We start from the raw sequence: 25,366 nt of genomic DNA on the forward strand, positions 1-25,366 counted from the left end.
TGGAGAGAAATAAACCATTGTTAGAGCTGGGGTTAGTCCGAGTTAACCACATGGGTTTTCAACAAAGCCTTTGTGTGTTTTATCGTGGAGCGCTTTTTCTTCCATTGCCATAAGCGTTCTGTTGCCTTAGCCGCTTGTCGCTCTACATCAATAATCGCAAAGGGGTAGTTTTGTCCTAATTGAAAGTCAAACATACTGGCTTCCATTGGCGTAATATCTGAGGGGCGCCACCTTAACTCAACGGGCAATTCGGCGAGTTCAGGTACCCAAGTGGCAATAAAATGACCTTCAGGGTCATGCTCATGTGCTTGTTTGTATGGGTTGTAAACTCGGATCGTGTGTATACCAGTGACGCCTGCTTGCATCTGAATTTGGGCATAGTGTATGCCGGGCTCAAAATCGGTAAACATTGAGGCGAGGTGTTTTGCCCCGAGTCGCCAGTCAATGTTGAGGTGATGGCAAAGAAAACTGACCAACATGGCCCGCATTCTAAAGTTAATATAGCCGGTGGCATGTAAACATCGCATACAGGCATCCACTAACGGCACCCCGGTTTGCCCTTGTTGCCAAGCGAGCAGATCAGAATGGCACTCTTGCGATGAACGATAGGGGTAGCGCTCATAATTGGGGTTGAAACATTCGCTTTCTATGCGGTGTTCAGACTCAAACTTTTGAATAAAATGGCTATGCCAATGTAGACGCTTAGCAAATGAGCGCGCCGCCTGTGGCCAAGGTGACGAAGACCGGTTCAAAGCTTGATACACTTGTCGAAGCGAGATATTACCCCAAGCAAGATAAGGAGACAGACGTGAGCAATGATGCCTGGCTAGAGCCGGTTTAGAGATAGACTGGCGATATCCTTGCATCCGTCGATTGAGAAAATCGTTGAGGGTGTTCAATGCCATGCTTTGCCCGCCGGTCTGAAAGCCCCTTTGGCGAGCTTGCCATGATTGAGGCGCGATCATGCGTAATGATTCTAGCGCTTTGTCCCATTCGGCCCACGGAGGCATTTGCGCCTGCCAGTTAATATTTTCAAGTTGCCCGTGGATGTAGCGTTGCCAATCTTGTTGCCATTGAGTGCGATGCTTTCGGCCTCGTTTAACCAAGGTGTAGGGGCTTTCTTGCCAAGACACCTCATGTTCTTTACACCACTGTTGCAATGAACGATCCCTTTGATACGTGAGTTTAAGCCCCACTTCTTGGTAAGAGTAAATGGTGTCGATGGCAAAGTATTGGTGAAGGGCTCGAAACACATCAACCGCATGGCCGAAAAGTGGTATCAATTGACCACCATGCAAATTCAGTTGCTGGTTGATATCTTGAATCGATTGCCACACAAACCGCCAATGACGGGTGTGGTAATGGGCATCGTTGAGCAGTTCAGGCTCAAAAATATAAATGAGTAAAACCGGTTTTGTACCACTCAAGGCTTGGGCGAGTGGAGCGTGATCAGAAAGGCGTAGATCTCGTTTAAACCAAACAACATTGACCATGGGCTGATGACATTGAAAATGGTATCACTTAGTACGTTGTTGGAAACAGAGCAGATCAGCGGCTGATTACTTCGAACGGCGTGTATACAGTCGGCTGACCGAAGATTTTACTGGGGGGGCAATCTTGATGACGCCCTTTTGTAATATCAGGTTATTAGGGTAAACGATGACATGCCCTTTTTTATGGCGAATCACCACATGAAACATACTAATGTCTATGATCTCACCACTGATATCTTCGTCTTTATCGATAACGCGAATATGGTGACCAATTCGGTAGGGGAAAGAGAAAAAAATCAAAAAGCTGGCAGTGACGTTGCTCAAAATCGACCACTGCGCAACTAAAGCAACGCCGAGTACGGCAAAAATAGAAGACAAAAATAAGGAGACATCGCCAAAGCCAATCCCGGTGCTTATCGAAAAAAAAGCAAAAGCGATAAACAGCAAAGCCACATTGACACAGCGTTTGATAAAACTGTAGCGCGCGGGTGTGACCCCTTTGGACGTGGCCAGTTGTTGTAAAGTGCGATTGGAAATGCGTTTGACTAACCAAAACAAGGCAACGACAAAGCAGGCCATGATCACGCGGTATCCCGTGGCGTGATTCAGCAGAAGAGTTTGATGAAGCTGCGCAAATTCAATCACAAGTAATCCTTTGTTTTATACACTGGGGTAGAGGCTCGCTCAGTAACACAATGGTAAGAGACAAAGAATACGTTACAACGGAATCTCGTAGCGGTCAAAATAACTTGTGGCAGGTCATCGTAGGGGAAAAGAAAAAGCGAAAGCGGGTGCTTTCGCTTTTTGGGTTAAATTAAGGGGAGTAACTCAATACCAAGAACAGTACTAAAACTCATCACAATAACCAGTGACATTTTAAATACCGTTTTTGACCAAGCGATGTAATTGCCCTCTTTGATACGACGAAATGTTACTTTCAGCCACATAAAGCAGAGCAAAGCGGCAACCGCAAGGAACTCAAAACCGGCATGACCAAAAGCGTATAAAGCGAGCGAGAGCACAGAAAACAGCACCACATAGGCTTGCATGTGCTTGCGCGCTTTTTCAATACCACACACAATCGGCAATACAGGGACGTTGGCTTGTTGATAGTCTTGCATTCGAAACATCGCAATGGCGTAAGAATGCGGCATTTGCCATATACAAAATAGCGCGAAGAGAATAATCGCTTCTAAACTAATGTAATTGGTCACCGCTAAATAGCCAACAAGTGGCGGAATCGCCCCAGAAATACTGCCAATCAACGTGCCGTAGACGGACGTTCTTTTGTACCACATGGTATAAAAGAAAACGTAAAATATATAACCAAGTAACACCACCACTGCCGAAAGTGGATTGGTGAATTGATATATCAAGCCTGTGCCGACAATCAGTAATCCGACCGAATAGATAAAGGCAATATCGATATTGATATCACCTTTGACCATTGGGCGGTGTTGAGTCCGTGACATTTTGCTGTCGATATCGCGGTCAAAAATATTATTGACCACGCACCCTGAAGCAATCACACAAGCAACACCTGCCATCGTGATCAACAACAGCCAACCACTCGCCGATTCTGACTTTGCAGCGAGGAAAAACCCCGCCGCGACAGAAATTAAATTACCAATGATAATGCCTGGTTTGGTAATGGTAAGGTAGCTTTTGATCATACTGCCTCTACATCATCATGTTGATGTTGAGGTTCCACATGATCCAAATTGAACCCCCAACCAGGATCAGGACAACGACAGCGGAAAACAATAACGAGGTCATGTTCCAGCGTCCGGTTTCTGATTTTGTTTCCATGTGTAGGAAGTACGCAAAATGGACAATCACTTGTACAATGGCACAACCTAACAAGATGGCGACCGTTACTCCCTTCGGTAAGCTTTGCGTGGCGGCAAAGTAAAACGGGATTACCGTTAATACCAATGAAGCGACAAAACCTATCACGTAATCACGGATGCCTGTTTCTGAGTGTTGTTGACTCATTACATTACTCCTAGTAGATAAACGACAGTGAAAACACAAATCCAAACAATGTCGAGGAAGTGCCAGAACAAGCTCAAGCAGCCAAAGCGCGTTTCTAACGTGTCGGTTATGCCTTTCTTACTCAATTGGAAGTAACATACCACTAACCAAATCAGGCCGAAGCTGACGTGAAGTCCGTGCGTGCCGACCAGAGTAAAGAAAGCGGATAGAAATGCGCTGCTTTGTGGCGTTGCACCGTGTTCGATCAGGTGATGAAACTCATAAAGTTCCATACCAATAAAACAGGCACCGAGTATGAATGTGACCGCGAGCCAGAGTTTCATCGCGGCAAGATTGCGACGTTTCATCGCAATCATACCAAAACCAAAGGTAATACTACTAAACAGTAGCGCCATGGTTTCGGCAAAGACAAAAGGCAACTCGAAAAGATCTTTGCCGCTTGGGCCGCCAGCGGTTGCATCGGCTAATACGGCAAAAGTCGCAAAGAGACTGGCAAATAAGATGCAGTCACTCATCAAGTAAACCCAAAAGCCGAACAGTTTATTTTCAGCGATTTCATGATGATGATCATGAGCGTGTGAAGCGTCATTAGTGTGCATGATTCACCTCGTTATCACCTTGTTTAGCTTGGAAACCCGCTTGCTTTAATTGCTCGCGTCGTTTGGCTTCGATCTCTTTGATTTCATCAACCTGTACATAGTAGTCAACGTCTTCATTAAAACTATGACGAATACAGGTGACGACGATGCCGACAAAACCGATGATGGCAAGCCACCAAATGTACCAAATGGCCGCGAAGCCAAACACCAATGACCACGCCGAAACATAGATACCCGTTGGGGTATTTTTAGGCATGTGGATTGGTTCGTACTCTTCTTCTTGCATTGGATTGAACTCACCGCTTTGCTTTTGATACCAGAATGCATCAATTTCATCGCCTTTTGGCAACTTCGCAAAGTTGTAGAACGGAGCGGGAGAAGAGGTAGACCATTCAAAGGTACGCGCATCCCATGGGTCACCGGTTAAATCGCGATTCTGATCGCGATCGCGGATACTGACCACAATTTGAATGATTTGGCACAAAACACCCGCGGCAATGATAGCCGTACCAAATGCGGCTACCGCAAGGAATGGCATAAAGTCTGGGTTAATGTCTTGACTGATACGACGTGTCATGCCCATAAAGCCCAGTGCGTAGAGTGGTAAGAAGGCGAACATAAAGCCAATCACCCAACAGAAGAAGGCTCTGGTGCCCCATTTTTCATTGAGCATAAAGCCTGTCGCTTTCGGGAACCAGTAAGTGACACCAGCAAAGCAACCAAAGACCACACCACCGATAATCACATTGTGGAAGTGAGCAATTAGGAAAACACTGTTGTGAAGAATAAAGTCAGCACCCGGTACGGCCAAGAGGACACCTGTCATACCGCCAATGGTAAAGACAATCAAAAAGCCTACCGTCCACAACATTGGCGTTTTAAACTCAATACGGCCTTTGTACATGGTAAATAACCAGTTGAAAATCTTAACCCCAGTTGGAATCGAGATAATCATGGTTGCAATACCAAAGAAGGCATTGACGTCGGCACCGCCACCCATGGTAAAGAAGTGGTGTAACCAAACGACAAAAGCCAAAATGGTAATGACCAGTGTTGCCCAAACTAATGAGGTGTAACCAAACAGTTTTTTACGCGAGAAGGTGGCGGTCACTTCGGAGAACACACCAAAAACAGGCAAGACGAGAATGTACACTTCTGGGTGACCCCAGGCCCAGATGAGGTTGACATACATCATCATGTTGCCACCTAAATCATTGGTGAAGAAGTGCATGCCCAAGTAACGGTCGAGTGCGAGTAGGGCGAGTGTGACCGTTAAAATTGGGAAAGAGATAATGATCAAGATGTTAGCGCACAATGAAGCCCATGTGAAAACAGGCATTTTCATCATTGGCATTGACGGTGCACGCATACGCAAAATGGTCACAAAGAAGTTGACCCCAGTTAGCGTGGTACCAACCCCTGAAATCTGTAAAGCCCAATCCCAATAGTCGACCCCGACGCCTGGACTGGCATCAATGCCCGATAACGGTGGGTAAGCAAGCCAACCCGTTCGTGCGTATTCGCCTAAGCCCAACGACATGTTGGTTAAAATTACACCAACGACAAACAACCAAAAGCTCAAGTTGTTGAGGTAGGGGAAGGCAACGTCACGGGCGCCAATCTGCAAGGGAACAACCAAGTTCATCAAACCAATTACCAATGGCATGGCGACGAAAAAGATCATAATCACACCGTGAGCAGAAAAAATCTGATCGTAGTGGTGCGGCGGTAAATACCCCGCTTCACCGGCAGAGGAAAGCAGTTGTTGGCTACGCATCATGACGGCGTCAGCAAAACCACGCAGTAGCATAACCAGCGCAAGGGCAATATACATAAAGCCCAGTTTTTTGTGGTCAATCGACGTAAACCACTCATTCCATAGATATTGCCACTTACCAAGGCGTGTCACCCAAGCGACAACCGCTAAACCCACAATAGCAATGACTGCGAGGGTTATCATGATAATAGGCTCATGATATGGAATCGATTCTAATGATAATCTTCCAAGCATAATCTCAATTATCCTTTATCTTCAGTCATGTGTTCATGACTCTCTTTAACATCCATAGTCATACTATGGTGCTGATGACCTGTTGCTTTGCTCGTACCCATGCCGACACCACCTGAATGTTGCATACCACCGGGGAATTGTGTGACGACAGAGTTAAAGAGATCAGGCATAACCGCAGAGTAATAAGTGACCGGAACGTCGATACTTGGCTTGGCCAATTGGCGGTAATCAGCAAACGAGTTTAAAGAGTTTGGTGACGCTTTTACTTCATCAACCCAAGCGTTAAAGCCTTGTTCTGTCTCAAAAGCACGCGCTTTAAATTTCATGTGGGAAAAACCATCACCACTAAAGTTAGATGAAATTCCGTCGAACTCACCAGGGTGATCGGCGATCAAGTTTAAGCGCGTAACCATGGCTGGCATGGCATAGATTTGGCTTCCCAGCTGAGGAATAAAGAATGAGTTCATGATGTTGTCAGACGTGATCTTGAACTTAACCGGTACATCTTCGGGGAAGGCAACGTAGTTGACGGTTGCAATGTGTTGCTCGGGATAGATGAACAACCACTTCCAATCGAGTGATACGACTTCAATGGTCATCGGCTTCCCTTCGTGCTTGAGAGGAACCGAGGGCTCGAGCTCATGGGTACTGTGCCAAGTAATGGTGCCCAAAATGGCAATGATGATTAATGGCACAGTCCACACGACAATTTCAATTTTTGTCGAGTGAGACCATTCAGGTTTGTACTCTTCGTCGGTGTTGGACGCTCGATATTTATAGGAGAAGTAAATTGTCATTAAAATCACTGGGATAACAACAATTAACATCAGAAGAAGAGCCGTGATGATGAGCTCTTTTTCTTGTACTCCGACCGAGCCTTTTGGATCGAGTAGCACGAATTTACACCCTGAGAGCAGGAATAAAACCGCACCACATAATCCAGTCCGCGACAAAATGTTTTTATATCTTGAGGCTTCCATTGACTTTCTCGATGTTTTGCAAAGTAAAGCATCGCTTCACTTTGCGGGTTGGTAGTAATAAGAATAATGTTTGTGAATCTGTAACAAGGCTTAAGTGATAAGAAATAAGAAAAGGAGACAAAAAATGAAACTAACTTATTTCAGATCAATAACAAATTGTTACATTTCGCGCATTATCCTGATAAACCCAAGTAACATCACGTAATGAAAATGAAATATAAGTTTTCATTTTTGTTGGGTTTTTTTTGGGGATTTTTAATATATTAAATTTTTGTTGATCTTGTATGATTTTGTGAAAAAATGGACATTTTAAATTAAATGTAATTAAAACATGAATTTAAGTAATTGCATGTCCATTTTTTAGGAGGTGTTAATCGAAGTGATTACGAGTCATTACTCTGAATTGATATATTTATTTACAAATTCATTTTTTGACTGAATGCATTTTTTTAAAATCGGACAAAACCAGATTTAAATTGGCATGAATTTTGTATTTACTGGATTTGAACTCTTCTGGCGTGACAAGGTCGGGAATTTGGTAAGTCAGCATCTGTGCGGCAAGGGCCGCTTTAACGCCATTGTTGGAATCTTCTAGTGCAATACATTGCTTAGATGGTACGTTAAGTCGCGAGGCTGCCAGTTGATAGATTTCGGGGTCGGGTTTGCCACAGCTGACTTCACAACCCGTGGTGATATGGTCAAAATATTGGTCGAGGTTGGCCAGTTTGAGTTTTTGCTCGGCGACGCTGCGCTCTGAACTGGTGGCCACGGCAGTGGGGATCTTTTGCGATTTTAACCAAGTGAGCAACGGCAACACTCCTTGTTTTTTATCGATCGGCGTGGTGCTAATAATGCGATAGTAATCTTGTCGCCACGTTTGGTGCAGCCGTTCATAATCTAAATCCTTTCCATAACCCTCGATGAGCTTAGTGCGGATGGTTTTTGCATTACAACCGATAATACTGAGGTAAAGCGATTCTAAAAAAGGGACCCCGACTTTGTCACAAGCTTGTTCAAACACTCTCAGACACAATGTCTCGGTATCGAGAAGTAGTCCATCCATATCAAATATTACCGCTTTAACACTCATTGAAACTCCCTAATTAACCAGCGTTTTATTATTTGCAAAATGTGATTGTTTCATAGTGATGCCGTGAAGAAAACCATTTACCATAGCACAATGAGTCATGGCAGCTGGTGGCGTGTTGCTCTTGGTATGACCTTGAGCAAAGCGGTTGACTTCACTCAGTGTACTTAATATTAGGATCAGCGACACGCGTTTGAGTTGCGTTTACAGGTGACGGATCTTTTGAGATCTGCGAGTGTCGAAACCACAAATAACAACAGGTTGTAGAATATGTGGATGGAAGGTTTGGGGCAAATAATCGAGTTTTTTGCACAACAAAAGGCGTTGTTTACTGGCGTGCTCGTACTTTTTCTACTGATGACAAGAAAAGTGCTTTTGGCTTGGATTCGGGGGCAAGGGGCTTTTATCAATGAAAAGCAGCGCAGTTGGATGTCGTGGACCAAAAATGGCATTTTTGCTCTATTGGTGTTGAGTTTATTTGTGTTGTGGAAATCTGAAATCAGTGAGTTTGCGCTGTCTGTGACCGCCATTGCCGTGGCGATCGTTGTGGCGTCAAAAGAAATCATTTTGTGTTTTACCGGTTCGATCCAGCGAGCCAGTTCACGTTCTTTTCGAGTGGGTGATTGGATTGAAGTGGGCAATTTGTGCGGTGAAGTGATCGAACACAATTTGATGGCCACCGTGATTCAAGAGATTGATTTACATCACGGCCAGTACCACTTTAATGGCAAAACCGCCACGTTACCAAATAGTTTATTCTTCACCCACCCAGTAAAAAACTTAAATTTTATGAAGCGTTATGTGTTTCACAATTTTACGATTACCGTGACGGAGTTCGTCAATTTGTATTTAGTGGTTCCGAATATCATGGCGAGCATACATGAACACTGTCACGCTTTTCACGAAATTGCCAAACGCTACAACAGTATGATTGAAAAGCACGCTGGTGTTGACCTGCCGAGCTCTGAGCCACATGTTCATATTCAAAGTACCTTAACCGGTGAACAGTTAGTCAAAATTATGATTTTTTGCCCAACCGAACAAGCAACGCTTTTAGAGCAGCAAATACGGGCCGATTTTATGGAGATTTACCACCGAAAATACCCATCAGAGCAAAAAAATTAACCCAATGTGCTCGCATTTCAAACAATTTTGGCACTTCTTTGTACAAGAAGTGTTCACACGGTGTAGGGTGAGGTGTAAGTCACTAAAAAGTCATATAAAACCGCTTACAATGCTCTTACTATAAAAAGAATCATCGCAAGGAGTTGCTGATGGGAATGGAAAGATTATCCGCAAATCAACTGTATTCAGTGGCGAAGCTTGAACAACTATCGTGTAAGTCCACCAAAGAGTTGCAACCAATCGATGATATTGTAGGCCAAGACCGAGCTAAAAAAGCGGTTGAGTTTGCCATGTCTATTAAAGAAAAAGGCTATAACATTTTTGCCATTGGTGAAAATGGCCTGGGTAAACGCACCATGGTGTTGCGTTATTTACAGCGCCATCAACACGACGAAAATGCCTTGTTTGACTGGTGTTACGTGGCTAACTTTACCGATATTCGCGTTCCTAAGGTACTCAAGTTACCTCGAGGTGTGGCGGCAGAGTTTAAAGTCGACATGGAAGCGATGATCAAAAAATTGGTCAATGCCATCCCGCTTGCTTTTGATAATGAGCTTTACTACGGCCGAGCCGATAAACTCAAAAATCAGTTAGCGCAAAAGCAACAGAGCGAATTAGAGAAAATCACTCAAGAAGCCAAAGAAAGTGGTATCAGCCTAACGATCACGCCCCAAGGTGATTATCAGTTTGTCGCACTTACATCTGATAATGAACAGCACACCGAAGAGAGCTTTGATGCGCTCAGTCCGGAAGAGCAAGATTATTTTGACCAAACCATTGGCGAGCTCGAAGTAAAGTTGCGCGGTATGGCGCGCGATCTTACCGAAATGGAACAAAGCTACAGCGATAAAATTAAAAAGCTCAACGATGAAGTGACCAAAGGCGTCATTGACCATGTCATCAAATCGCTCAAAGAGAAGTATCGCACTTACAGCGAACTCAAGCAGTACATTAACGAGCTGCGCAAGGACATTATCGACAATGTGGCGGTATTTATTGAAGAGAGTAATGAGCAAGGTGAAATTGCTACGGCCGCGCTCGATAACAATTTGCCACGCCGCTATAAAGTCAATGTCTTAGTCAGTCATCAAAACAATGAAATGCCTGTTGTTGTTGAAGAGTCGCCTAATTATCACAGCTTATTTGGCTATATCGAAACCGCCACGTTTAAAGGCACAGTGTTTACAGACTTTTCACTGATCCGCAGAGGCAGCCTACACAAAGCCAACGGTGGTGTGTTGCTCATGGATGCACAAAAAGTGCTTGAGCAGCCTTATGTCTGGGATGGCTTAAAGCGCGCCTTGCGCTCACGTCAATTGAGTTTTACGTCATTGGAGAAAGAAGTGTCATTAAGTGGTTCGGTCTCTCTTGACCCAGAACCGATCCCATTGGATGTGAAAATTATTCTCTTTGGCGATTATCGCACTTATCAGTTGCTGCAACACTACGATGCTGAGTTTGGTGAATTGTTCCGTGTGACCGCCGATTTTGAAGATGAAATGCCACGTAACAGTGAGTCTGAATGGCAGTACGCTCGCTTTATTTCCAGTATTGTTCACGACAATGGACTGCTGCATTGCGATAAAAAAGCCATTGCCCGTATCATTGAATACAGTTCGCGCTTGGCAGGCGATCAAGATAAAATTTCACTGTTTTCGGCAACGATCGCCAATTTACTGCGCGAAGCCAATTATGTCGCTCGTCAGGCTAACTCCAACATGATCCGCATGGGGCACGTTCAAGAGGCATTGGACAATCAAGAGTTAAGAGCGAATCGCTTACAGCAAAATGTGATGGAAACCTTTACTAAGGGAACGACCCTGATCCGAACCCAAGGTGAAGCCATTGGTCAAGTCAATGCACTTTCGGTGTTGCAAACGACCGATCATATGTTTGGTGCGCCAAACCGGATTACCGCCGCCACGTCTTATGGGCACGGTGAAGTGATCGATATTGAACGCAGCGTTGATCTCGGCGGCAGTATTCACTCTAAGGGGGTGATGATTTTAACGGCTTACCTTTCTTCTGTGTTTGGTAAAACCGCGAAAGTGCCGCTATCGACAACGATAACCTTTGAACAATCTTATGGTGGCGTCGATGGTGATAGTGCCAGTATGGCGGAGTATTGCGCCGTGGTGTCGGCGTTTGCCAAATTGCCCAATCGTCAAGACATTGCGATCACCGGTTCAATGAACCAATTTGGTGAAGCCCAGCCGATCGGTGGCGTCAATGAAAAAATCGAAGGTTTCTTTGATGTGTGCAAAATAAAAGGCCGTCATGCTCAGCAAGGGGTCATTATTCCAAAGTCAAACCAACACAACTTAATGCTGCGACAAGATGTGGTTCAAGCGGTAGAAAAAGGGGAGTTCCACATTTGGGCTATCGATCATGTCAACGAGGCGTTGAGTATGTTTATGGGTAAAGAGGCAGGAGAAATGAATAGCGAAGGGGTATACCCAACCGAAACTATTTTGGGTATCGCGCAGTCGCGATTAAATGCTTTGCGCCGTTAAGGCCATTCGATAAATTGAGGCAAAAAAACCACCGTAACATCACGGTGGTTTTTTTATACTAAGACCTCGTGGTACTGAGGTTGAGTTTATCGGTTAACCGTTTCATCATCACTTGGCCAAACTCATCAAAGGCGATGCCTATTTTGGCGTAATGTATCGAACGTTGGGTATTACAGACCTGCCCACTTAAAGTGACGAGCGTTTTACCATTTGGAGCGCTTTGCAAGATATCGACTTGCAGGTGATCACCCACGGTGAAGTTGCGACTCATCGGGGCCGTTAACAGGCGACATCCTCCCTTAGACAGATCGCGCACTTCACATTCGGTTTTATAATCTCCCGAGCGAATTCGACCCAGCAGTTTGACTGCCACACGCGTCTCTTGCCTCAATTGGGAGACTTGCATATCACTGGGTAAGGCCAAGGCCAGTAATTTGAGTGGGTGCTTAATCGTCAGCTCAATTTTGGATTGGAAGGTGATCACAGCCCCTTCGCCTTGTGGCGAAATCGCTCGCACTTTGATACGAAACCCTTCTTGTAAATACAAGTGTTTATCAGAGAAAGACAGCCTAGGCTCCTCTATGAGAATGTATTGATGATCATAGCAGCCTAAAAAGCGGCTTTGAACCTGACAACTGTCGCCAATGGGTGGACAAATCTCAAGCTCCACGGTTGAGCTGTGATCAAGCATGGCTAAGGCGTCTGTACTATTGATTGTCGACGTCGAAGGGGACGTGGGTGAATCGGGAAAAGAGGTATTTTGAAGTGTTGATTGAGTCATGAATTGTGTTAAGCCTGTTGACGTTATAAATGTGTTTTATACCAATCCGATGAAGTTTGTGGTCAATGACAGCACAGGAAAAAAGCTCTAGGTCAAGGCAACCTCTTTTCTTATTAATATAAGAATTCTAGTCTTTCGTCTATCCGCGTTTTTCTCAGCGATGTTTTGAGTTTATTAACCCGTTAGAGTGACCCGTTATTCCGTTAAATCGGTATGATATTGAGCCGTTTTACTCAATCGTATTGTGTTAAAAAACGTTGGTCTAATTATCGGTTTTTTCTCGGCATTTTGTTGACCGCGTACTCAATGAGATTGGGCTTTATTCTATTGAAAAGTCCGCTTGGTTTTTCGTTATCGATTACGGCGAACCCTATCTTTTTTATATACCATCTTCGTTAGATAGGGAAGTCGTCGCCCAGAAATACATCCTCACCGTCAACGGGGAAATGGCGTGGTTAACCCTATATTGTTAACGAGCGATAATTGACGTGGGGTTTATACTTATCGCCTCGATAATCACAGCGTTTAGGATTTGTATTTGTGCAGTAGAGACCAAGGAATAGGGCAGAGCACGTGATCTTCCGGGTGACGAGAAAGCCGGTCTTGATGCTCGTCAGCACTGGCGATAAAACGCACCAAAGGTAGCACTTCAACCTGGATTTTGTCGGCGTCATCACGCTTGGCAATAAAGGCTCTCGCGGCGATTAAATGTCGTTCGTTTTGACTGTATACCCCAGTACGGTACTTTCGGCCAACATCCCAACCTTGCTTATTAATACTATAAGGGTCGATAAGCTCGAAAAAAAAGTGCATCAGTTGTTCGACACTCACTTGTTGATCGTCAAATTGTGTTTTGACACATTCGGCGTAACCGTCGTATTCTCCGACGAGTTGATCGCTATTGCCATTCGCCCTGCCCGCTTGGGTGGTGATGACACCGGGAATGTGTTTGAGAAACTCTTGCACACTCCATAAACACCCGCCGGCAAAATAAATTACGTGTTTCATTCACTACAAACCTGATTGCGACCATTGGCCTTCGCGCGATATAACGCTTTATCGGCACGATAAAATGTTCGCTGTGTATTTTCATTATCGCGATGGTCTGTCAAACCGATAGAGACTGTCAAGCCCCGCTCTCCTAAAATCGTTTGCCACGGAAATAACTCAATGTTTTCTCTTAGTCTTTCCGCGTGCATATTGGCTTGTATGGGGGTGTTTTTCTCTAACAGTATTAAGAACTCTTCACCGCCAAAGCGCACACAAGAGGCCCCTCTAAATTTAAAGTATTTGGTGAGTTGCTCTGCCACGGTGACGATGGCTTTATCACCCACCAAATGGCCTAACTCGTCGTTGATCGATTTAAAGTGATCGATATCAATGACTAAGAGGGTGAACGGCGTTTGATGCAACAAGAGATCTTTGAGCTTAATTTCCATCCAACGGCGATTAAAGAGATGAGTGAGAGGATCGGTGTGCACATCCTGGGTCAGTTTTTCAACTTTGTTTTTGTGTTGCTCGGTTGTTTCTTTGAGCTCTTTATTTTCGATTTCTGATAATATCAATTTAAGTTGGAGCTCAAAGCGACTTAAACGGCGTAGTTGACTGCTTCCCAACTCCATGATTGGGATACTGCGTAGCAGGTCAGTTTCCAATTGAAAACTTTTCTTTTGATGGCTAAGGGCTTCTTGATAGCGCCTAAGGCTGGTGCATACATCACAAAATGTTTGATAATAGTGATGTTTTACCGAAGGAGAGCTCACTGACAATAAACGACTTTTCCCAGTGGATAGCAAGCTGTAAGCCAATTCAGAACGATTGATTGCCATCAGGCATTGGCACAATTCCATTCGTATTTGACAGGCGAGAAAGGCATCGATAGTTCCATGACTTTGTTGAAGTTTTGCCAGGGCTTTTAGCGCCTCAAGTGGTTTGTTTCTCGTTCTACTCAGGCGCGCAAAATAGACAGAAACCAACCCGGATAACCGTTTGTCACTGACCAGTATCGCTAAGTCTTCGCACTCTTGTTGTAAATTTTCTGCGGCGTTGAGGCGGCCAAGTTGCAAAAAGCAGTCGAGAAAAGCCAATTTAAATGTCAGTCGCAGTGCACGGCTGCTCACAGCGTGATCGATGGCTTCAAACAGCTGATAAAATTTAAGTGCTCGCTTATAGTCGCCATAGCTGCGACAAAGATCCCCCATACCTAACAAAGCGTGCGCGTAAGAATCAATAAACCCGTGACTGACAGAAATATTGGAAATATCGACGAACTCATCGAGTGCCGCTTGGAACTGACCACTTTCGATTAATCGCTCACTGAGTTTGATCTTCACCAACAAAATGGTTTCGGCATCGTCTGGTAAGCTCAATAATTGCAATGCATAGTGCAGTTCTTCGATACTGAGTTGTGGCTGTTGCAGTAAATATCGATAATCAGAGCTAATGATATAGCAGTTGGCTCTTTCTATCGGCGTTGTCGCAATGTGCTTGCGAATGTGATTCCAGAAAATAATGGCGTTTTCACCAGACTGGGCGGAGGGGTCTAGACCCGCTTCAGAGACTTTGTTAAGCAAATTTTCCATTATTGTTGGCCTGTCGATTTTAGTGCGGTTGGCTGGTGTTGTTCAAGCTGATCGAGCGTAAAGGGAAAAGTCAAAATGTCGTGTAAAGAAATCATCACTTTATCGTTGCTATCAAGGGATTTTCTTTCCCAAGGGTAGGCGTCAAGTGTGGTGCAAATCGCGTTATAAACCCGTTCAGAATCACAGTGATTTTCGGTGACCAACAAAGCCAAATACTCCGAACTCAGCCGAGAGATATAATCGTGCTCCGTGGCCAAGCTATGAATGATTTCTGTACAGGTATCTAGATACACACTATTTTGATGGTGTAACAATACAATGGCATAGGGGCTATGGCTGAGCTCAGATTTAAAGAGCACCAATTGTTCCCACCAAAACGTCTCAGACACCAAGTGCGTGAGGGGGTTATGACTATCGTATTCGAATTGGCCGCGAATTCGGTTGATAATTTTGCGCGATCGTTTCTCTAGTTGAGCCCGAGAATCTTGGGCGTTGTCAAAGCTGATTTTTTGTGTGTGTTCTTTAAGCTGTACAAGCGAGTGCTTTTTGTATTCGATAAACGCTTCGAGCGCCACATCAAATTTACCTTGTTGCTCTGCTAATTGTGATTTTTGAAAATAAATCTGACTGATGATTTCTTTGTCTTCGCTATTGGTGGCGGCAATTTGGGCTTTGTCGAGGTACAGGGCCGCTTGCTCGGTTTCCTGTTTGAGCAAAGCGAGCCTCGCCTGCCTAACATAGGTATGGGCTTTCATCCAGGTCATGTCATGGGAAACCGCGAGCTGATGGACTTTATGAGTCGCGGCTTCAGCGTCTTGATAACGCTCCAAGCCAAGCAGTGCTAGAGCGCGAAAATCCCAGATTTTCGCTAAAGCGATATCATTCGTGTGGTGTTTGAGTAAATCCCTAGCTGAATCAAGGGTAGACAACATATCGACATAGCGGTTATCAAGGTAGTAATCCCTGGCGACCAACAGCTGTGCATCTAACTCTCTGAACGGCAGTCGCACTTGATTGGCAATATCGGCAGCGAGTTGATGCGTGCTGGTGGCAAGGGATAAACGCTCTGTTTCACGCCAGATATTGGCAATACCAATGAGGCTGTCAACCAAAATGTGATGATCATTGCTCAATGTTGCTTGCTCAAGGCTTTGAATCCATGCTTGCTGAGCAGAATAAAACTTTTTTTGTCCCCAGTGATGCTGACCTTGCAAGTACAATATCTGAGGCAACCACTCGTCAGTCTCAAGGGTCATGAGCAGCCGGTAAGCATCGCGCGCCAGTTTGTAACCTTGTCGAAACTCTTTTAAAAACCAACAACAATGTGAACGAATGAGCAATGCTTGAATTTCGCCTTGCGGAAATAACATTTTTTGCGCTTGAATTTGGCATTGCTCAGCGATGAACAAGGTTTTTTCGGGAAAGTCTTCAACTTGCTCTTTTAAGTGTACCAATTCACTCTCGAGTTGCTCTTGATTTTTATTCAACGTAATAACCTACCCCAGAATAGAACTTAATTGTGCGTGAGCCACATCGGTTGTCGTGCTGTCGTCTGACATACAAATTTTTCATCAGTATAAGAGTTATAGCACTTTCTCACTAATTTTGTTCTGATTTACTTTTAATTCAGTGAGTTATTACACAAAAAACCTCTACAGTTTTAATTATTGTACAATTCTGATTTTTTGCTAAAATAATTGTACACATTATAAATTCGTATAGGTGTTGAGATGAAAAAGATTCCTGTTGGTATTAGCTCTTGTGTGATTGGTGAAAAGGTTCGATTCGATTCAGGCCACAAAGTGAGCCAATTTGTAACAAAAGAGTTGAGTCCTCACTTTGAATTTGTATCAATTTGCCCTGAAGTCGGTATTGGTCTACCTGTGCCAAGACCGACGATTCGATTGGTATCTGAACAAGAGCGAATTGCACTGGTCGAAACGAAAAATCCCGACCGAGATTATACGGATTTAATGGAGACCTATTCCAAAAACAAAGCACAAGAACTCTTGAGCCATCAATTGTGTGGCTATATCGTTTGTGCAAAATCGCCAACTTGTGGCATGGAGAGGGTCAAAGTTTATCAAACCAATCACGCCGAAAAAAATGGCATTGGTCTCTATACCAAGCAATTGATGGAAACCATGCCTTGGTTGCCCATTGAGGAAGACGGACGACTGAATGATCCTGTGCTAAAAGAAAACTTCATCGCCCGTGTATACGCCTTGTTCGACTTCTATCAATCCGTTACAGACGCACACAGCGCTGGGCAAATTGTCGCCTTTCACTCGCGTTATAAACTCACCTTGATGGCTCATAATCCCAGCGCCTACCGCGAGCTTGGCCAACTGGTCGCTAACATCAAAGAATATCCAGCGGATGAATTTTACCAAAAGTATCGCTTGCAGTTTATGCAAGCGATGGAAAACAGAGCGAGCAGAAAAAATAACACCAATGTAATGATGCATATTCAGGGCTACTTTAAACGCTCACTGACGACAGAACAAAAATCAGAACTTGCTGAAGTGATCAATCAATACCGCATAGGTGAGTTACCCTTACTGGCTCCGTTGACCTTGTTAAAGCACTATCTACACATGTTTCCAAACGATTATTTGCAGACGCAAAAATTTCTACAACCACATCCTCAGGAGTTAAAACTGCGCTATGGACTCTAAAGTATCACCTTGCTACTACGCGATTCGTGAAGTCTCTGAAATGACCGGTGTCAAGCCCGTGACTTTGAGAGCGTGGCAACGGCGTTATAATCTCGTTCAACCTGAGCGTACACCAAAAGGGCATCGCTTATACACTGAAGAGCACATTGTTCTGATAAAAGAAATTCAGCACTGGCTGTCACGCGGTGTCGCGATAGGCAAAGTGAAACCCTTATTGGGGACTCAAGAAGTCAACCCACAACCGGTAATGCGTCTTGATGAAGTGCAAGAAATGGTGCAGGCACTGACGCAATTAAAGTCACAAAAAGCACAGGCCATTTTATCGACGGTTTGTAAAGAGTACCCTTTAGACATTGTCAAAGATCAGTTCTTTGAACCTTTGTTAGCGGCGATTAACGCGCTAAAAGTCAATGTGAAATCCATTGCGTCAAGTTGCTTAGTAACCTTGGTTTCTCAACAGTTTGCGTGGATGATCGACGCCAATAATAAGGCCGCGAGCAAAGGGCATTGCATGTTGGTGAGCCTAGAGCCGATGGAGAGTCTTCGCACTTGGTTGAAAGCCCTAGAGTTGAGTGAATCTGGCGTGGTGGTGACAACTCTCTTTGGTTGCCAAGATTTTTCTAAGTTACTCGATATTGATGAGTTGAGCCGCGTTTCTATTTTCTCTGAACATCAACTGACTTCTAAACAACTCGAGACGATTGCGCAATTAAAGCAGCGAGGTGTGGCGCTTGAGGTCAGTGAAGTGATTACCACTCTACACTTTGACGGGGGGGATGCATGAAAGTAGTTTGGTTTCGACGCGACTTACGCACTTTGGATAACACGGCGTTACTGCGAGCAATAGACACAGGGGAGCCGGTACTTGCGCTGTATGTAGCTAGCCCAGAGCAATGGCAAACACACCACATGTCACCGGCGCAATCGGATTTGATAAAGCGACGTCTAGTAGAATTAAATCATGAGCTGGACGCTCTCAATATTCCTTTGCTATACCAGCAAGTGGCGACGTTCGATGACATGGTTGACCTGTTGGCCGAAGTGGTGAGTGAGTATCACTGTGATGAGGTTTTCGCCAACAAAGAGTATGAAGTCAACGAGGTGCTCAGAGATGAAAAAGTGGCTGAGCACTTGACCAAACATCAGGTTAAATGGCGCAGTTTCGACGATAAATGCCTATTAAAGCCGGGTGCGGTGTTAAACAAACAAGGCGAGTACTTTAAAGTTTTTACGCCTTATAAAAAAGCGTGGTTAAAGCAATATCAACCCCCTGTTATTGAGAAAACGAGCCCTGCAACAGAGCATCGGCAAGACGTTACTCAATGGCGCTATCACGGCGATGTGGTTTGGGATTACCCTGTTGTCGATACTGCGACGAATTGGCCTGTACAAACCCGTGAAATCCTAGCCGCCTTACGGCAATTTTGTCGACAAGAAAGCCGGCATTATCATCAGCGACGAGATTTTCCCAGTTTGGATGCAACCAGTCGTTTATCGGCGTATTTGGCGATAGGGGCATTATCGGCACGTCAATGTGTTGCCCGTTTATTTTATGAAAGTCATCATAGTGATTTGAACGAGGGGCAAGAAACTTGGCTGAGTGAATTAATTTGGCGAGAATTTTACCAACATTTGTTGTTTTTTGAACCCAAGTTAGTTAAAGGTCAGGCATTCTTACCTTGGGAAACTCGTATTCAATGGCGACAAAGTGAAGCCTGGTTGACGCGTTGGCAGCAAGGGAAAACAGGTTATCCGATTGTCGATGCCGCAATGAGGCAGCTCAATCAAGATTACTGGATGCACAATCGATTAAGAATGGTGGTTGCCAGTTTTTTGGTTAAAGATTTGCAGCTTGATTGGCGGTTGGGCGAACAGTATTTCATGAGTCAATTGATTGATGGTGACTTTGCCGCTAATAATGGAGGTTGGCAGTGGTCTGCATCAACCGGTTGTGACGGCCAGCCATATTTTAGGATTTTTAATCCGATAACCCAAGGTAAGCGCTTTGATGAGGCGGGTCAGTTTATTCGACGTTGGCTGCCTGAGTTGGCCTCAGTGCCGGATAACTATATACACGAGCCTTGGCGCTGGTCGAGATTTAACACCTTGACTTATCCCGAGCCCATGGTAGAACACAAGCAGGCAAGGCTGATAACCTTAGACTGGTTTAAACAAGCAAAAGATGGTGAATAGATGTTTCATTTTGGCGATAGGTTGCGCTTAACCTTTAGGAAAGTCATGGCGGTAAGCGCTTTGGCATTGTTGGCAAACCAAGCGCATGCACTCACGTTTCCACTGCCCCCTGAAGGTAGCCGCCTAGTCGGCCGTGTACAGCATCACATTGTTGAAGAGGGCGAGACGATGGCCAGTATCGCCAAACAATACGATATTGGTTTCTTGTCATTAATGGCAGCCAATCGCGGTGTCGATCCATTTTTACCACAACCTGGCTTTGCATTGACGATTCCAACTCAATTTATTCTTCCTTTGGTCAAGCGAGAAGGTGTTATTGTCAACTTAGCGGAATTAAGGCTTTATTACTTCGACCCAGATAAACCTGTGGTGCATATTTTCCCGGTTGGTATTGGCCGTATCGGTCGCGATACACCTGAAATGGAAACCCATATCAGCCAGAAAAGACCGAACCCAACCTGGACACCGACAGCAAACATTCGCAAAGAATACGCGGCGAAAGGCAAAACCCTTCCTGCAGTGGTGCAAGCTGGTCCCGATAATCCGCTTGGGGAATATGCCTTGCGTTTAGCGTATGGCAGCGGAGAATACTTGATTCATGGCACTAACAAAGATTTTGGTATTGGGCTTAGAGTCAGTGCCGGTTGTATTCGAATGGAGCCAGAAGATATTGATTGGTTATTTCATCACGTCGAACGAGGGACAAAAGTACAAATCATTAACCGCCCGGTGAAAGTGTCTTTAGAGCCGGACAGAACCGTATTTGTTGAAGCTCATGAACCTTTAACTCGCAGTGATGGTAAGAAAGAGTCGTTACAAGTCCCTGACGAATTATCATGGTGGCTTGATGAGTATCAGTTAGATGCTCAACTAGCGAAATCAACCATCTTAACTCAGACGGGGATCCCCAAAATGATTGCGGCGCATCAATAGCGGTTGCCTACCTTGATGAATAACAACAACTCGTTGCTCGCTTTAGCTGAGTAACGAGTTTTTTTGATTACGATGAGTGGGCAATTCAATTATCCTGCTTTTGATGATAAAGGTTACCGTAAACAGACGTGTGGCAACGAAAACAGAAATACCTTTACGCAATGGGGTAGTCAATGATCTGGGGCGGTTGCACAGATCGAATAAGTAATAAAAACGGCAAGTGATATTTCTTTAAGCCGACACTTCAATGATGTTATACCAATCTGATTAAGTATGTGATCAATGACAGCGCACAGATCAAGCTTGAGAACAAGGCGAGCCTTTTCTTATCAAGCACGGAATCTAAGTCGTTACTCTACCTGTTATTTTCTTAACGATGTTATCGAGTTTTTTAACCAGCTAAGATGACCAGATATTGAGTTAGATTGGTATTCTATCGATTCGATAAATAAAAAAGTGGCGACATAGAATATGTCGCCACTTTTTAATATCTCAATGTGATACACGGATTAACCAAGGTTGTTACGTGTATACTTTGCACATTACTTAGTGTAAGACTGAGCAATGTTGTCGATGCGGTCGTTTGCACGGCTTGCTTCTTCTTGAGCAGCAGCAGCGGCTTCAGCAGCTTGTGATGCTTTTGCATTTGTATCTGCTTGTTGGCTCTTGATGCTAGAGATATCTTGCTCGATAGAATCAAGGCGAGTTTGGATATCAGATAGCGCTGAAGTGGTTTGCTCATCTGGGCCTGACGCACAACCAGCAAGAAGTAGAACAGAAGTAGCTGCAGTCGCGATCAAAATCTTTTTCATTTGAAACTCCTTAGATGCTTTTAAATGCTCGTTTAACATTTTGTATAAACGATTATTTTTATAGTAACGTTTTCTCAGCGCGTTGGCTAATTATTCGTCATTTCTCTTTGCGTCAGGTGAAAATACGAATTTAAAGTATGGCTTCAAAGCGCAAAGTAGAATCATTATTTCACCTTACAATGGCTGTTGTGTAAAATCGATTTCAATTTTTGATAAAATTTTTGTGATCACTATGCTTAAATGCCTACTTCAAGGTATTATTGCCCTCAAACCGGCCCTTGATATAATGGTTATTAGTGGCGGTTGATTTTTTATCACCATCGTCATGGTTGCTTTAATTGGCATCATCGCCATGGTTAGTTACTTAGGTTTACCGTCATTTTGGATAAACCGTGTTTTATGTCTCAACTCATTATGGGGAAACACTTTTGCAATTTAAAGAGTTAGGTCTAGACAATCGCCTATTAAAAAACTTGAATCACTACGATTTTAAACAGGCTACTGATATTCAGAAGCAAGCGATACCCGTTGCGTTAGCGGGCAAGGATCTTCTCGCGTCTTCAAAAACCGGTTCAGGAAAGACACTGGCATTCGTTCTCCCCATGCTCCACAAAGCGCTTAAGAGTAAAGCGTTTTCGGCAAAAGACCCAAGAGCCGTCATTTTGGCGCCCACCCGTGAGTTGGCCAAGCAAGTGTACACTGAGCTGCGTTCTATGTTGGGCGGTTTGACTTATCACGCCGCCCTCATTGTTGGTGGTGAAAACTTTAATGACCAAGTGAAAGCCTTGCGTCGCTACCCCAAATTTATTGTCGCGACTCCGGGCCGCTTAGCGGATCACCTTGAGCACCGCTCACTGTTTTTAGACGGCTTAGATACTTTAATTCTCGATGAGGCGGATAGAATGTTGGATCTTGGCTTTGCCGCCCAACTGATTCATATTCACCGAGCGGCCAAACACCGCCGACGTCAAACGCTGATGTTTTCTGCCACGCTTGACGATGCTGAAGTCAATGATCTTGCCAGTGATATGCTCAATACTCCGCGCCGTATCTCCATTGGCTCTGCTAACGCGGAACACAAGGATATCACCCAGAAGTTTTATCTTTGTGATCACCTTGATCACAAAGAAGCGCTGCTGATGAAAGCCCTAGAGCAAGCAAAATACCGGCAAGTGATTATCTTTACCGCGACCCGTGCTGATACTGAGCGTTTAACTATTAAGTTGAACGAGTTAAAGATGAAAGCGGTCGCGCTCAGTGGCAATTTAAATCAATCACAGCGCAATACCATCATGAGTCAATTTGAACGCGCGGTGTTTAAAATATTGGTCACCACGGACATTGCCTCGCGAGGAATTGATATTGCTTCGGTGACTCACGTCATTAATTTTGATATGCCAAAGCATACAGAAGAGTACGTACATCGAGTCGGTCGTACCGGCCGCGCTGGAAATAAAGGGTTCGCACTTTCTTTTGTCGGGCCCAAAGATTGGCAAAGTTTTAAACGTGTCGAGGCTTATCTACAACAAGATATCCATTTCGATGTCTTTGAAGGGTTAACCGGTAAATTCAAAGGCATTAAAGAGCGTCAACCTTTTAAAGGTGTTAACAAGAAACCGAAAGCGAAAAAACCAGTCGCGAAGAAGAACAAAAATAGCCAGTCTACGAAGGCACGCGATAAAAGCTATTACAAAAATGTCTCTGTTGGTGATGATGTTTTTGTTCCTAAAAAAAAGCCTAAGCCAACGGAATAATCCTTATTTGCTCAGCACTAAAAAAACCGCTTTATGAAGCGGTTTTTTTATTTGGCGAATACTTTACATCAATGACAAGGGGAATAATGGCTGTCATGCGCTAAAGTATACGTCTCATTAAGCAACAGAACTTAATTGTAACGACATTAAATTTTGAAATAATCCAACTTGTTCTTTTGGTTTTCGGCTAGCGTGGATAACTCTTGGCTAGCGGCAGCGGCTTGAGTAATTCCCGTTACATTTTGGCTCACGAGATCGTATATATTCGTTAAGTTTGTGTTGATATCACTGGTCACTTGGCTTTGTTGCTCTGAAGCCGTTGCGACTTGAATATTGGTTTGAGTGACAGACTCAATGGATTGGGTAATCTTGCTTAGGGCTTTATTGAGCTCGGTCGATAAGGTTTGGTTGGTACCCAACATTTCGATGCTCGCGCGCATACTGTTGTTCGCATCACCAGATTTGTTTTGCAATTCTTCAATGATGGTTTGGATCTCTTTGGTTGACTCTTGAGTTCGCGCTGCAAGCATTCTCACTTCGTCTGCGACCACCGCAAAGCCCCGGCCACTTTCACCGGCGCGGGCGGCCTCAATGGCCGCGTTTAAAGCCAATAAATTGGTTTGTTCAGAAATGTTTTGAATCACTTCAATCACTTGACCAATTTTATCCGACTGAGATTTTAAAGAGCTGACCACATCCGCTGCTTGCTCAAGTTGAGCAAACATTTGCGAGTTTGCTCGGCTACTTTGATCAAACATATTCATACTGTCTTGAGCGAGCTGATGGGCCTCTTGTGATGCCTCATCAGCGTTTTCGGCACTCTTAGCCACGTCACTGGCGGTTACTTCTAATTCATTTACTGCCGTCGCCACTTGCTCGACCTGCATTTTTTCTTGATCGGAGTTTTGTCTCGACTGCGTCATTACAGTCGCAAGTTCGGTGGCTGCTGCCGAAACTTCAACACTAATACGTACCAGCACTTGCACAGTTTGTCTTAGTTGGACAATGGTTTTATTGACGTCTTGCGCTAAATCGGCGACCTCGCTGCGGCCAACTTCTTCGGCTTTGACCAATAAATTGCCTTGAGCAACGCTGCGCATCGTGGCTTGTAGAGATTGAATTGGTTGAACAATCCAACCGGCCAAGGCCCAGCTAATGAACATGGCGAAACCCAACACCAAGAACAAACCAATCAAGGCATAGGACAGCACTTGGCTGTGGGTGGCTTCGCTTTGCGCGACCTTGTCAATCGAGAGTTGATTGAGTTTGAGTGACAGGGCATCGATCGCAGAGAGCATGTCTTGGCCTAGATGACGATACGTCTCCATTGCTCGGTTAAACTCGGCTTGTTGCGAAGCAGTAAACCCCGATTGATTACGCGTGATGAGTTGTGGCTCAATGGTGTGTTGGGAAAAGGTAACGTACGCTTTTAGCGCATTGGATAGGCCCATGGTCTCTTGGTGAATGCCGGGCATTTTATCGATAATAGCCAGTTTTTCTTCAATCAAGCTTTGTTTTTGACGCAGAACTGAGAAAAATGAACGTACGTCGTCAGGGTTAAACAAACTGTAAATCGCTTTGATTCTCATATCGTAAGCACTTGATACGATATCACTTTCTGCCGATTTGTAGTCAACTAAACTCGCGGTGGCCTGGCTGACCTCTTGAAAAGCCGATTTGAGCGATTGAGTGGTGTACAGCAAGCCGGCTAACAACAACAGTGTACTCAGTAATACCGGGGTAAATATTTGGGTTTTGACTGAAAAGTTCGATAACAAATGCCGCATTTAAATAGGTGCCTTATAAAGTAAAGTCGTCACTTTTAAAAGT

The 25,366-nt window shown here is 44.4% G+C and carries 21 protein-coding genes; 7 read left to right on the top strand and 14 right to left on the bottom strand.

The features are described from left to right. Positions 1-32 precede the first annotated feature (32 nt). The 8 genes from AB0763_RS14900 to AB0763_RS14935 all read right to left on the bottom strand — a co-directional run bounded on the left by AB0763_RS14900 (position 33) and on the right by AB0763_RS14935 (position 8,168). Positions 33-1,493 carry a deoxyribodipyrimidine photo-lyase gene (locus AB0763_RS14900; protein WP_306099231.1) on the bottom strand — a complete coding sequence of 487 codons (1,461 nt, stop codon included), beginning with the start codon at positions 1,491-1,493 and terminating at the stop codon, positions 33-35. A 66-nt stretch (positions 1,494-1,559) separates the two neighbouring features. Then, entirely contained in the window at positions 1,560-2,072 is a 513-nt protein-coding gene (locus AB0763_RS14905) for a mechanosensitive ion channel domain-containing protein (protein WP_306099375.1), read from the bottom strand. Positions 2,073-2,302: 230 nt separating this feature from the next. Then, the gene (gene cyoE, locus AB0763_RS14910) at positions 2,303-3,166 is read right to left on the bottom strand and encodes a heme o synthase (protein ID WP_306099232.1); all 864 of its coding nucleotides are present in this window, start codon (positions 3,164-3,166) and stop codon (positions 2,303-2,305) included. A gap of 7 nt (positions 3,167-3,173) precedes the next feature. After that, the gene (gene cyoD, locus AB0763_RS14915; RefSeq protein ID WP_306099233.1) at positions 3,174-3,488 is read right to left on the bottom strand and encodes a cytochrome o ubiquinol oxidase subunit IV; all 315 of its coding nucleotides are present in this window, start codon (positions 3,486-3,488) and stop codon (positions 3,174-3,176) included. Next, positions 3,488-4,087 carry a cytochrome o ubiquinol oxidase subunit III gene (gene cyoC, locus AB0763_RS14920; protein WP_306099234.1) on the bottom strand — a complete coding sequence of 200 codons (600 nt, stop codon included), beginning with the start codon at positions 4,085-4,087 and terminating at the stop codon, positions 3,488-3,490. Before cyoC ends, cyoD begins: the two co-directional genes overlap by 1 nt. Then, entirely contained in the window at positions 4,077-6,098 is a 2,022-nt protein-coding gene (gene cyoB / locus AB0763_RS14925; protein ID WP_306099235.1) for a cytochrome o ubiquinol oxidase subunit I, read from the bottom strand. The genes cyoC and cyoB overlap by 11 nt, the downstream gene beginning before the upstream one ends. 8 nt (positions 6,099-6,106) lie before the next feature. Further along, the gene (gene cyoA, locus AB0763_RS14930; protein ID WP_306099236.1) at positions 6,107-7,078 is read right to left on the bottom strand and encodes a ubiquinol oxidase subunit II; all 972 of its coding nucleotides are present in this window, start codon (positions 7,076-7,078) and stop codon (positions 6,107-6,109) included. A 424-nt stretch (positions 7,079-7,502) separates the two neighbouring features. After that, positions 7,503-8,168, bottom strand: coding sequence for an HAD family phosphatase (locus AB0763_RS14935; protein WP_306099237.1), 666 nt, complete (start codon positions 8,166-8,168; stop codon positions 7,503-7,505). Positions 8,169-8,441: 273 nt separating this feature from the next. Here AB0763_RS14935 and AB0763_RS14940 point away from each other — a divergent pair, with 273 nt between their 5' ends. Both AB0763_RS14940 and AB0763_RS14945 read left to right on the top strand, forming a co-directional pair. After that, on the top strand, positions 8,442-9,290 hold the full coding sequence (locus AB0763_RS14940; protein ID WP_306099376.1) for a mechanosensitive ion channel family protein: 849 nt from the start codon (positions 8,442-8,444) through the stop codon (positions 9,288-9,290). Between the two features lie 149 nt (positions 9,291-9,439). Continuing rightward, on the top strand, positions 9,440-11,803 hold the full coding sequence (locus AB0763_RS14945; RefSeq protein WP_306099238.1) for a Lon protease family protein: 2,364 nt from the start codon (positions 9,440-9,442) through the stop codon (positions 11,801-11,803). Between the two features lie 58 nt (positions 11,804-11,861). Here the strand turns inward: AB0763_RS14945 and AB0763_RS14950 are convergent, their stop codons facing one another. From AB0763_RS14950 to AB0763_RS14965, 4 genes are all read right to left on the bottom strand, one after another. Next, positions 11,862-12,584, bottom strand: coding sequence for a PilZ domain-containing protein (locus tag AB0763_RS14950; RefSeq protein ID WP_306099239.1), 723 nt, complete (start codon positions 12,582-12,584; stop codon positions 11,862-11,864). 525 nt (positions 12,585-13,109) lie between these two features. Continuing rightward, the gene (locus AB0763_RS14955; protein ID WP_306099240.1) at positions 13,110-13,592 is read right to left on the bottom strand and encodes a peptide-methionine (S)-S-oxide reductase; all 483 of its coding nucleotides are present in this window, start codon (positions 13,590-13,592) and stop codon (positions 13,110-13,112) included. Further along, complete coding sequence (locus AB0763_RS14960) at positions 13,589-15,166, bottom strand: GGDEF domain-containing protein (protein ID WP_306099241.1); 1,578 nt, start codon at positions 15,164-15,166, stop codon at positions 13,589-13,591. The genes AB0763_RS14955 and AB0763_RS14960 overlap by 4 nt, the downstream gene beginning before the upstream one ends. Further along, complete coding sequence (locus AB0763_RS14965; RefSeq protein ID WP_306099242.1) at positions 15,166-16,653, bottom strand: lipopolysaccharide assembly protein LapB; 1,488 nt, start codon at positions 16,651-16,653, stop codon at positions 15,166-15,168. Before AB0763_RS14965 ends, AB0763_RS14960 begins: the two co-directional genes overlap by 1 nt. Positions 16,654-16,896: 243 nt before the next feature. Between AB0763_RS14965 and AB0763_RS14970 the strand changes: the two genes are divergently transcribed. The 4 genes from AB0763_RS14970 to AB0763_RS14985 are packed head-to-tail and all read left to right on the top strand — an operon-like array spanning position 16,897 to position 20,970. Further along, entirely contained in the window at positions 16,897-17,844 is a 948-nt protein-coding gene (locus tag AB0763_RS14970) for a DUF523 and DUF1722 domain-containing protein (RefSeq protein WP_306099243.1), read from the top strand. Then, on the top strand, positions 17,834-18,628 hold the full coding sequence (locus tag AB0763_RS14975) for a MerR family transcriptional regulator (RefSeq protein WP_306099244.1): 795 nt from the start codon (positions 17,834-17,836) through the stop codon (positions 18,626-18,628). The genes AB0763_RS14970 and AB0763_RS14975 overlap by 11 nt, the downstream gene beginning before the upstream one ends. Then, entirely contained in the window at positions 18,625-20,037 is a 1,413-nt protein-coding gene (phrB, locus tag AB0763_RS14980) for a deoxyribodipyrimidine photo-lyase (protein ID WP_306099245.1), read from the top strand. The genes AB0763_RS14975 and phrB overlap by 4 nt, the downstream gene beginning before the upstream one ends. A 45-nt stretch (positions 20,038-20,082) precedes the next feature. Next, a complete protein-coding gene (locus AB0763_RS14985) occupies positions 20,083-20,970 on the top strand; it encodes a L,D-transpeptidase family protein (protein ID WP_306099246.1) in 888 nt (295 codons plus the stop codon). A 542-nt stretch (positions 20,971-21,512) separates the two neighbouring features. Here AB0763_RS14985 and AB0763_RS14990 read toward each other — a convergent pair. Next, entirely contained in the window at positions 21,513-21,782 is a 270-nt protein-coding gene (locus AB0763_RS14990; protein WP_306099247.1) for an Lpp/OprI family alanine-zipper lipoprotein, read from the bottom strand. Between the two features lie 428 nt (positions 21,783-22,210). Between AB0763_RS14990 and AB0763_RS14995 the strand changes: the two genes are divergently transcribed. Continuing rightward, positions 22,211-23,536 (top strand): DEAD/DEAH box helicase, encoded by a 1,326-nt coding sequence (locus AB0763_RS14995; RefSeq protein ID WP_306099248.1) that lies wholly within the window; start codon positions 22,211-22,213, stop codon positions 23,534-23,536. 146 nt (positions 23,537-23,682) lie between these two features. Here AB0763_RS14995 and AB0763_RS15000 read toward each other — a convergent pair whose 3' ends face one another. Further along, positions 23,683-25,323: a methyl-accepting chemotaxis protein gene (locus AB0763_RS15000; RefSeq protein ID WP_306099249.1), complete on the bottom strand. Its 1,641-nt coding sequence runs from the start codon at positions 25,321-25,323 to the stop codon at positions 23,683-23,685. Between the last annotated feature and the right edge of the window lie 43 nt (positions 25,324-25,366).

The sequence above is a fragment of the Vibrio sp. HB236076 genome, assembly GCF_040957575.1.
GTDB lineage: Bacteria > Pseudomonadota > Gammaproteobacteria > Enterobacterales > Vibrionaceae > Vibrio.

Bases quoted from the DNA above. Each gene is read 5' to 3' on its own strand.
- AB0763_RS14900 (WP_306099231.1), bottom strand. From the start codon at position 1,493: ATGGTCAATGTTGTTTGGTTTAAACGAGATCTACGCCTTTCTGATCAC.
- AB0763_RS14905 (WP_306099375.1), bottom strand. From the start codon at position 2,072: ATGGCCTGCTTTGTCGTTGCCTTGTTTTGGTTAGTCAAACGCATTTCC.
- cyoE (WP_306099232.1), bottom strand. From the start codon at position 3,166: ATGATCAAAAGCTACCTTACCATTACCAAACCAGGCATTATCATTGGT.
- cyoD (WP_306099233.1), bottom strand. From the start codon at position 3,488: ATGAGTCAACAACACTCAGAAACAGGCATCCGTGATTACGTGATAGGT.
- cyoC (WP_306099234.1), bottom strand. From the start codon at position 4,087: ATGCACACTAATGACGCTTCACACGCTCATGATCATCATCATGAAATC.
- cyoB (WP_306099235.1), bottom strand. From the start codon at position 6,098: ATGCTTGGAAGATTATCATTAGAATCGATTCCATATCATGAGCCTATT.
- cyoA (WP_306099236.1), bottom strand. From the start codon at position 7,078: ATGGAAGCCTCAAGATATAAAAACATTTTGTCGCGGACTGGATTATGT.
- AB0763_RS14935 (WP_306099237.1), bottom strand. From the start codon at position 8,168: ATGAGTGTTAAAGCGGTAATATTTGATATGGATGGACTACTTCTCGAT.
- AB0763_RS14940 (WP_306099376.1), top strand. From the start codon at position 8,442: ATGGAAGGTTTGGGGCAAATAATCGAGTTTTTTGCACAACAAAAGGCG.
- AB0763_RS14945 (WP_306099238.1), top strand. From the start codon at position 9,440: ATGGGAATGGAAAGATTATCCGCAAATCAACTGTATTCAGTGGCGAAG.
- AB0763_RS14950 (WP_306099239.1), bottom strand. From the start codon at position 12,584: ATGACTCAATCAACACTTCAAAATACCTCTTTTCCCGATTCACCCACG.
- AB0763_RS14955 (WP_306099240.1), bottom strand. From the start codon at position 13,592: ATGAAACACGTAATTTATTTTGCCGGCGGGTGTTTATGGAGTGTGCAA.
- AB0763_RS14960 (WP_306099241.1), bottom strand. From the start codon at position 15,166: ATGGAAAATTTGCTTAACAAAGTCTCTGAAGCGGGTCTAGACCCCTCC.
- AB0763_RS14970 (WP_306099243.1), top strand. From the start codon at position 16,897: ATGAAAAAGATTCCTGTTGGTATTAGCTCTTGTGTGATTGGTGAAAAG.
- AB0763_RS14975 (WP_306099244.1), top strand. From the start codon at position 17,834: ATGGACTCTAAAGTATCACCTTGCTACTACGCGATTCGTGAAGTCTCT.
- phrB (WP_306099245.1), top strand. From the start codon at position 18,625: ATGAAAGTAGTTTGGTTTCGACGCGACTTACGCACTTTGGATAACACG.
- AB0763_RS14985 (WP_306099246.1), top strand. From the start codon at position 20,083: ATGGCGGTAAGCGCTTTGGCATTGTTGGCAAACCAAGCGCATGCACTC.
- AB0763_RS14990 (WP_306099247.1), bottom strand. From the start codon at position 21,782: ATGAAAAAGATTTTGATCGCGACTGCAGCTACTTCTGTTCTACTTCTT.
- AB0763_RS15000 (WP_306099249.1), bottom strand. From the start codon at position 25,323: ATGCGGCATTTGTTATCGAACTTTTCAGTCAAAACCCAAATATTTACC.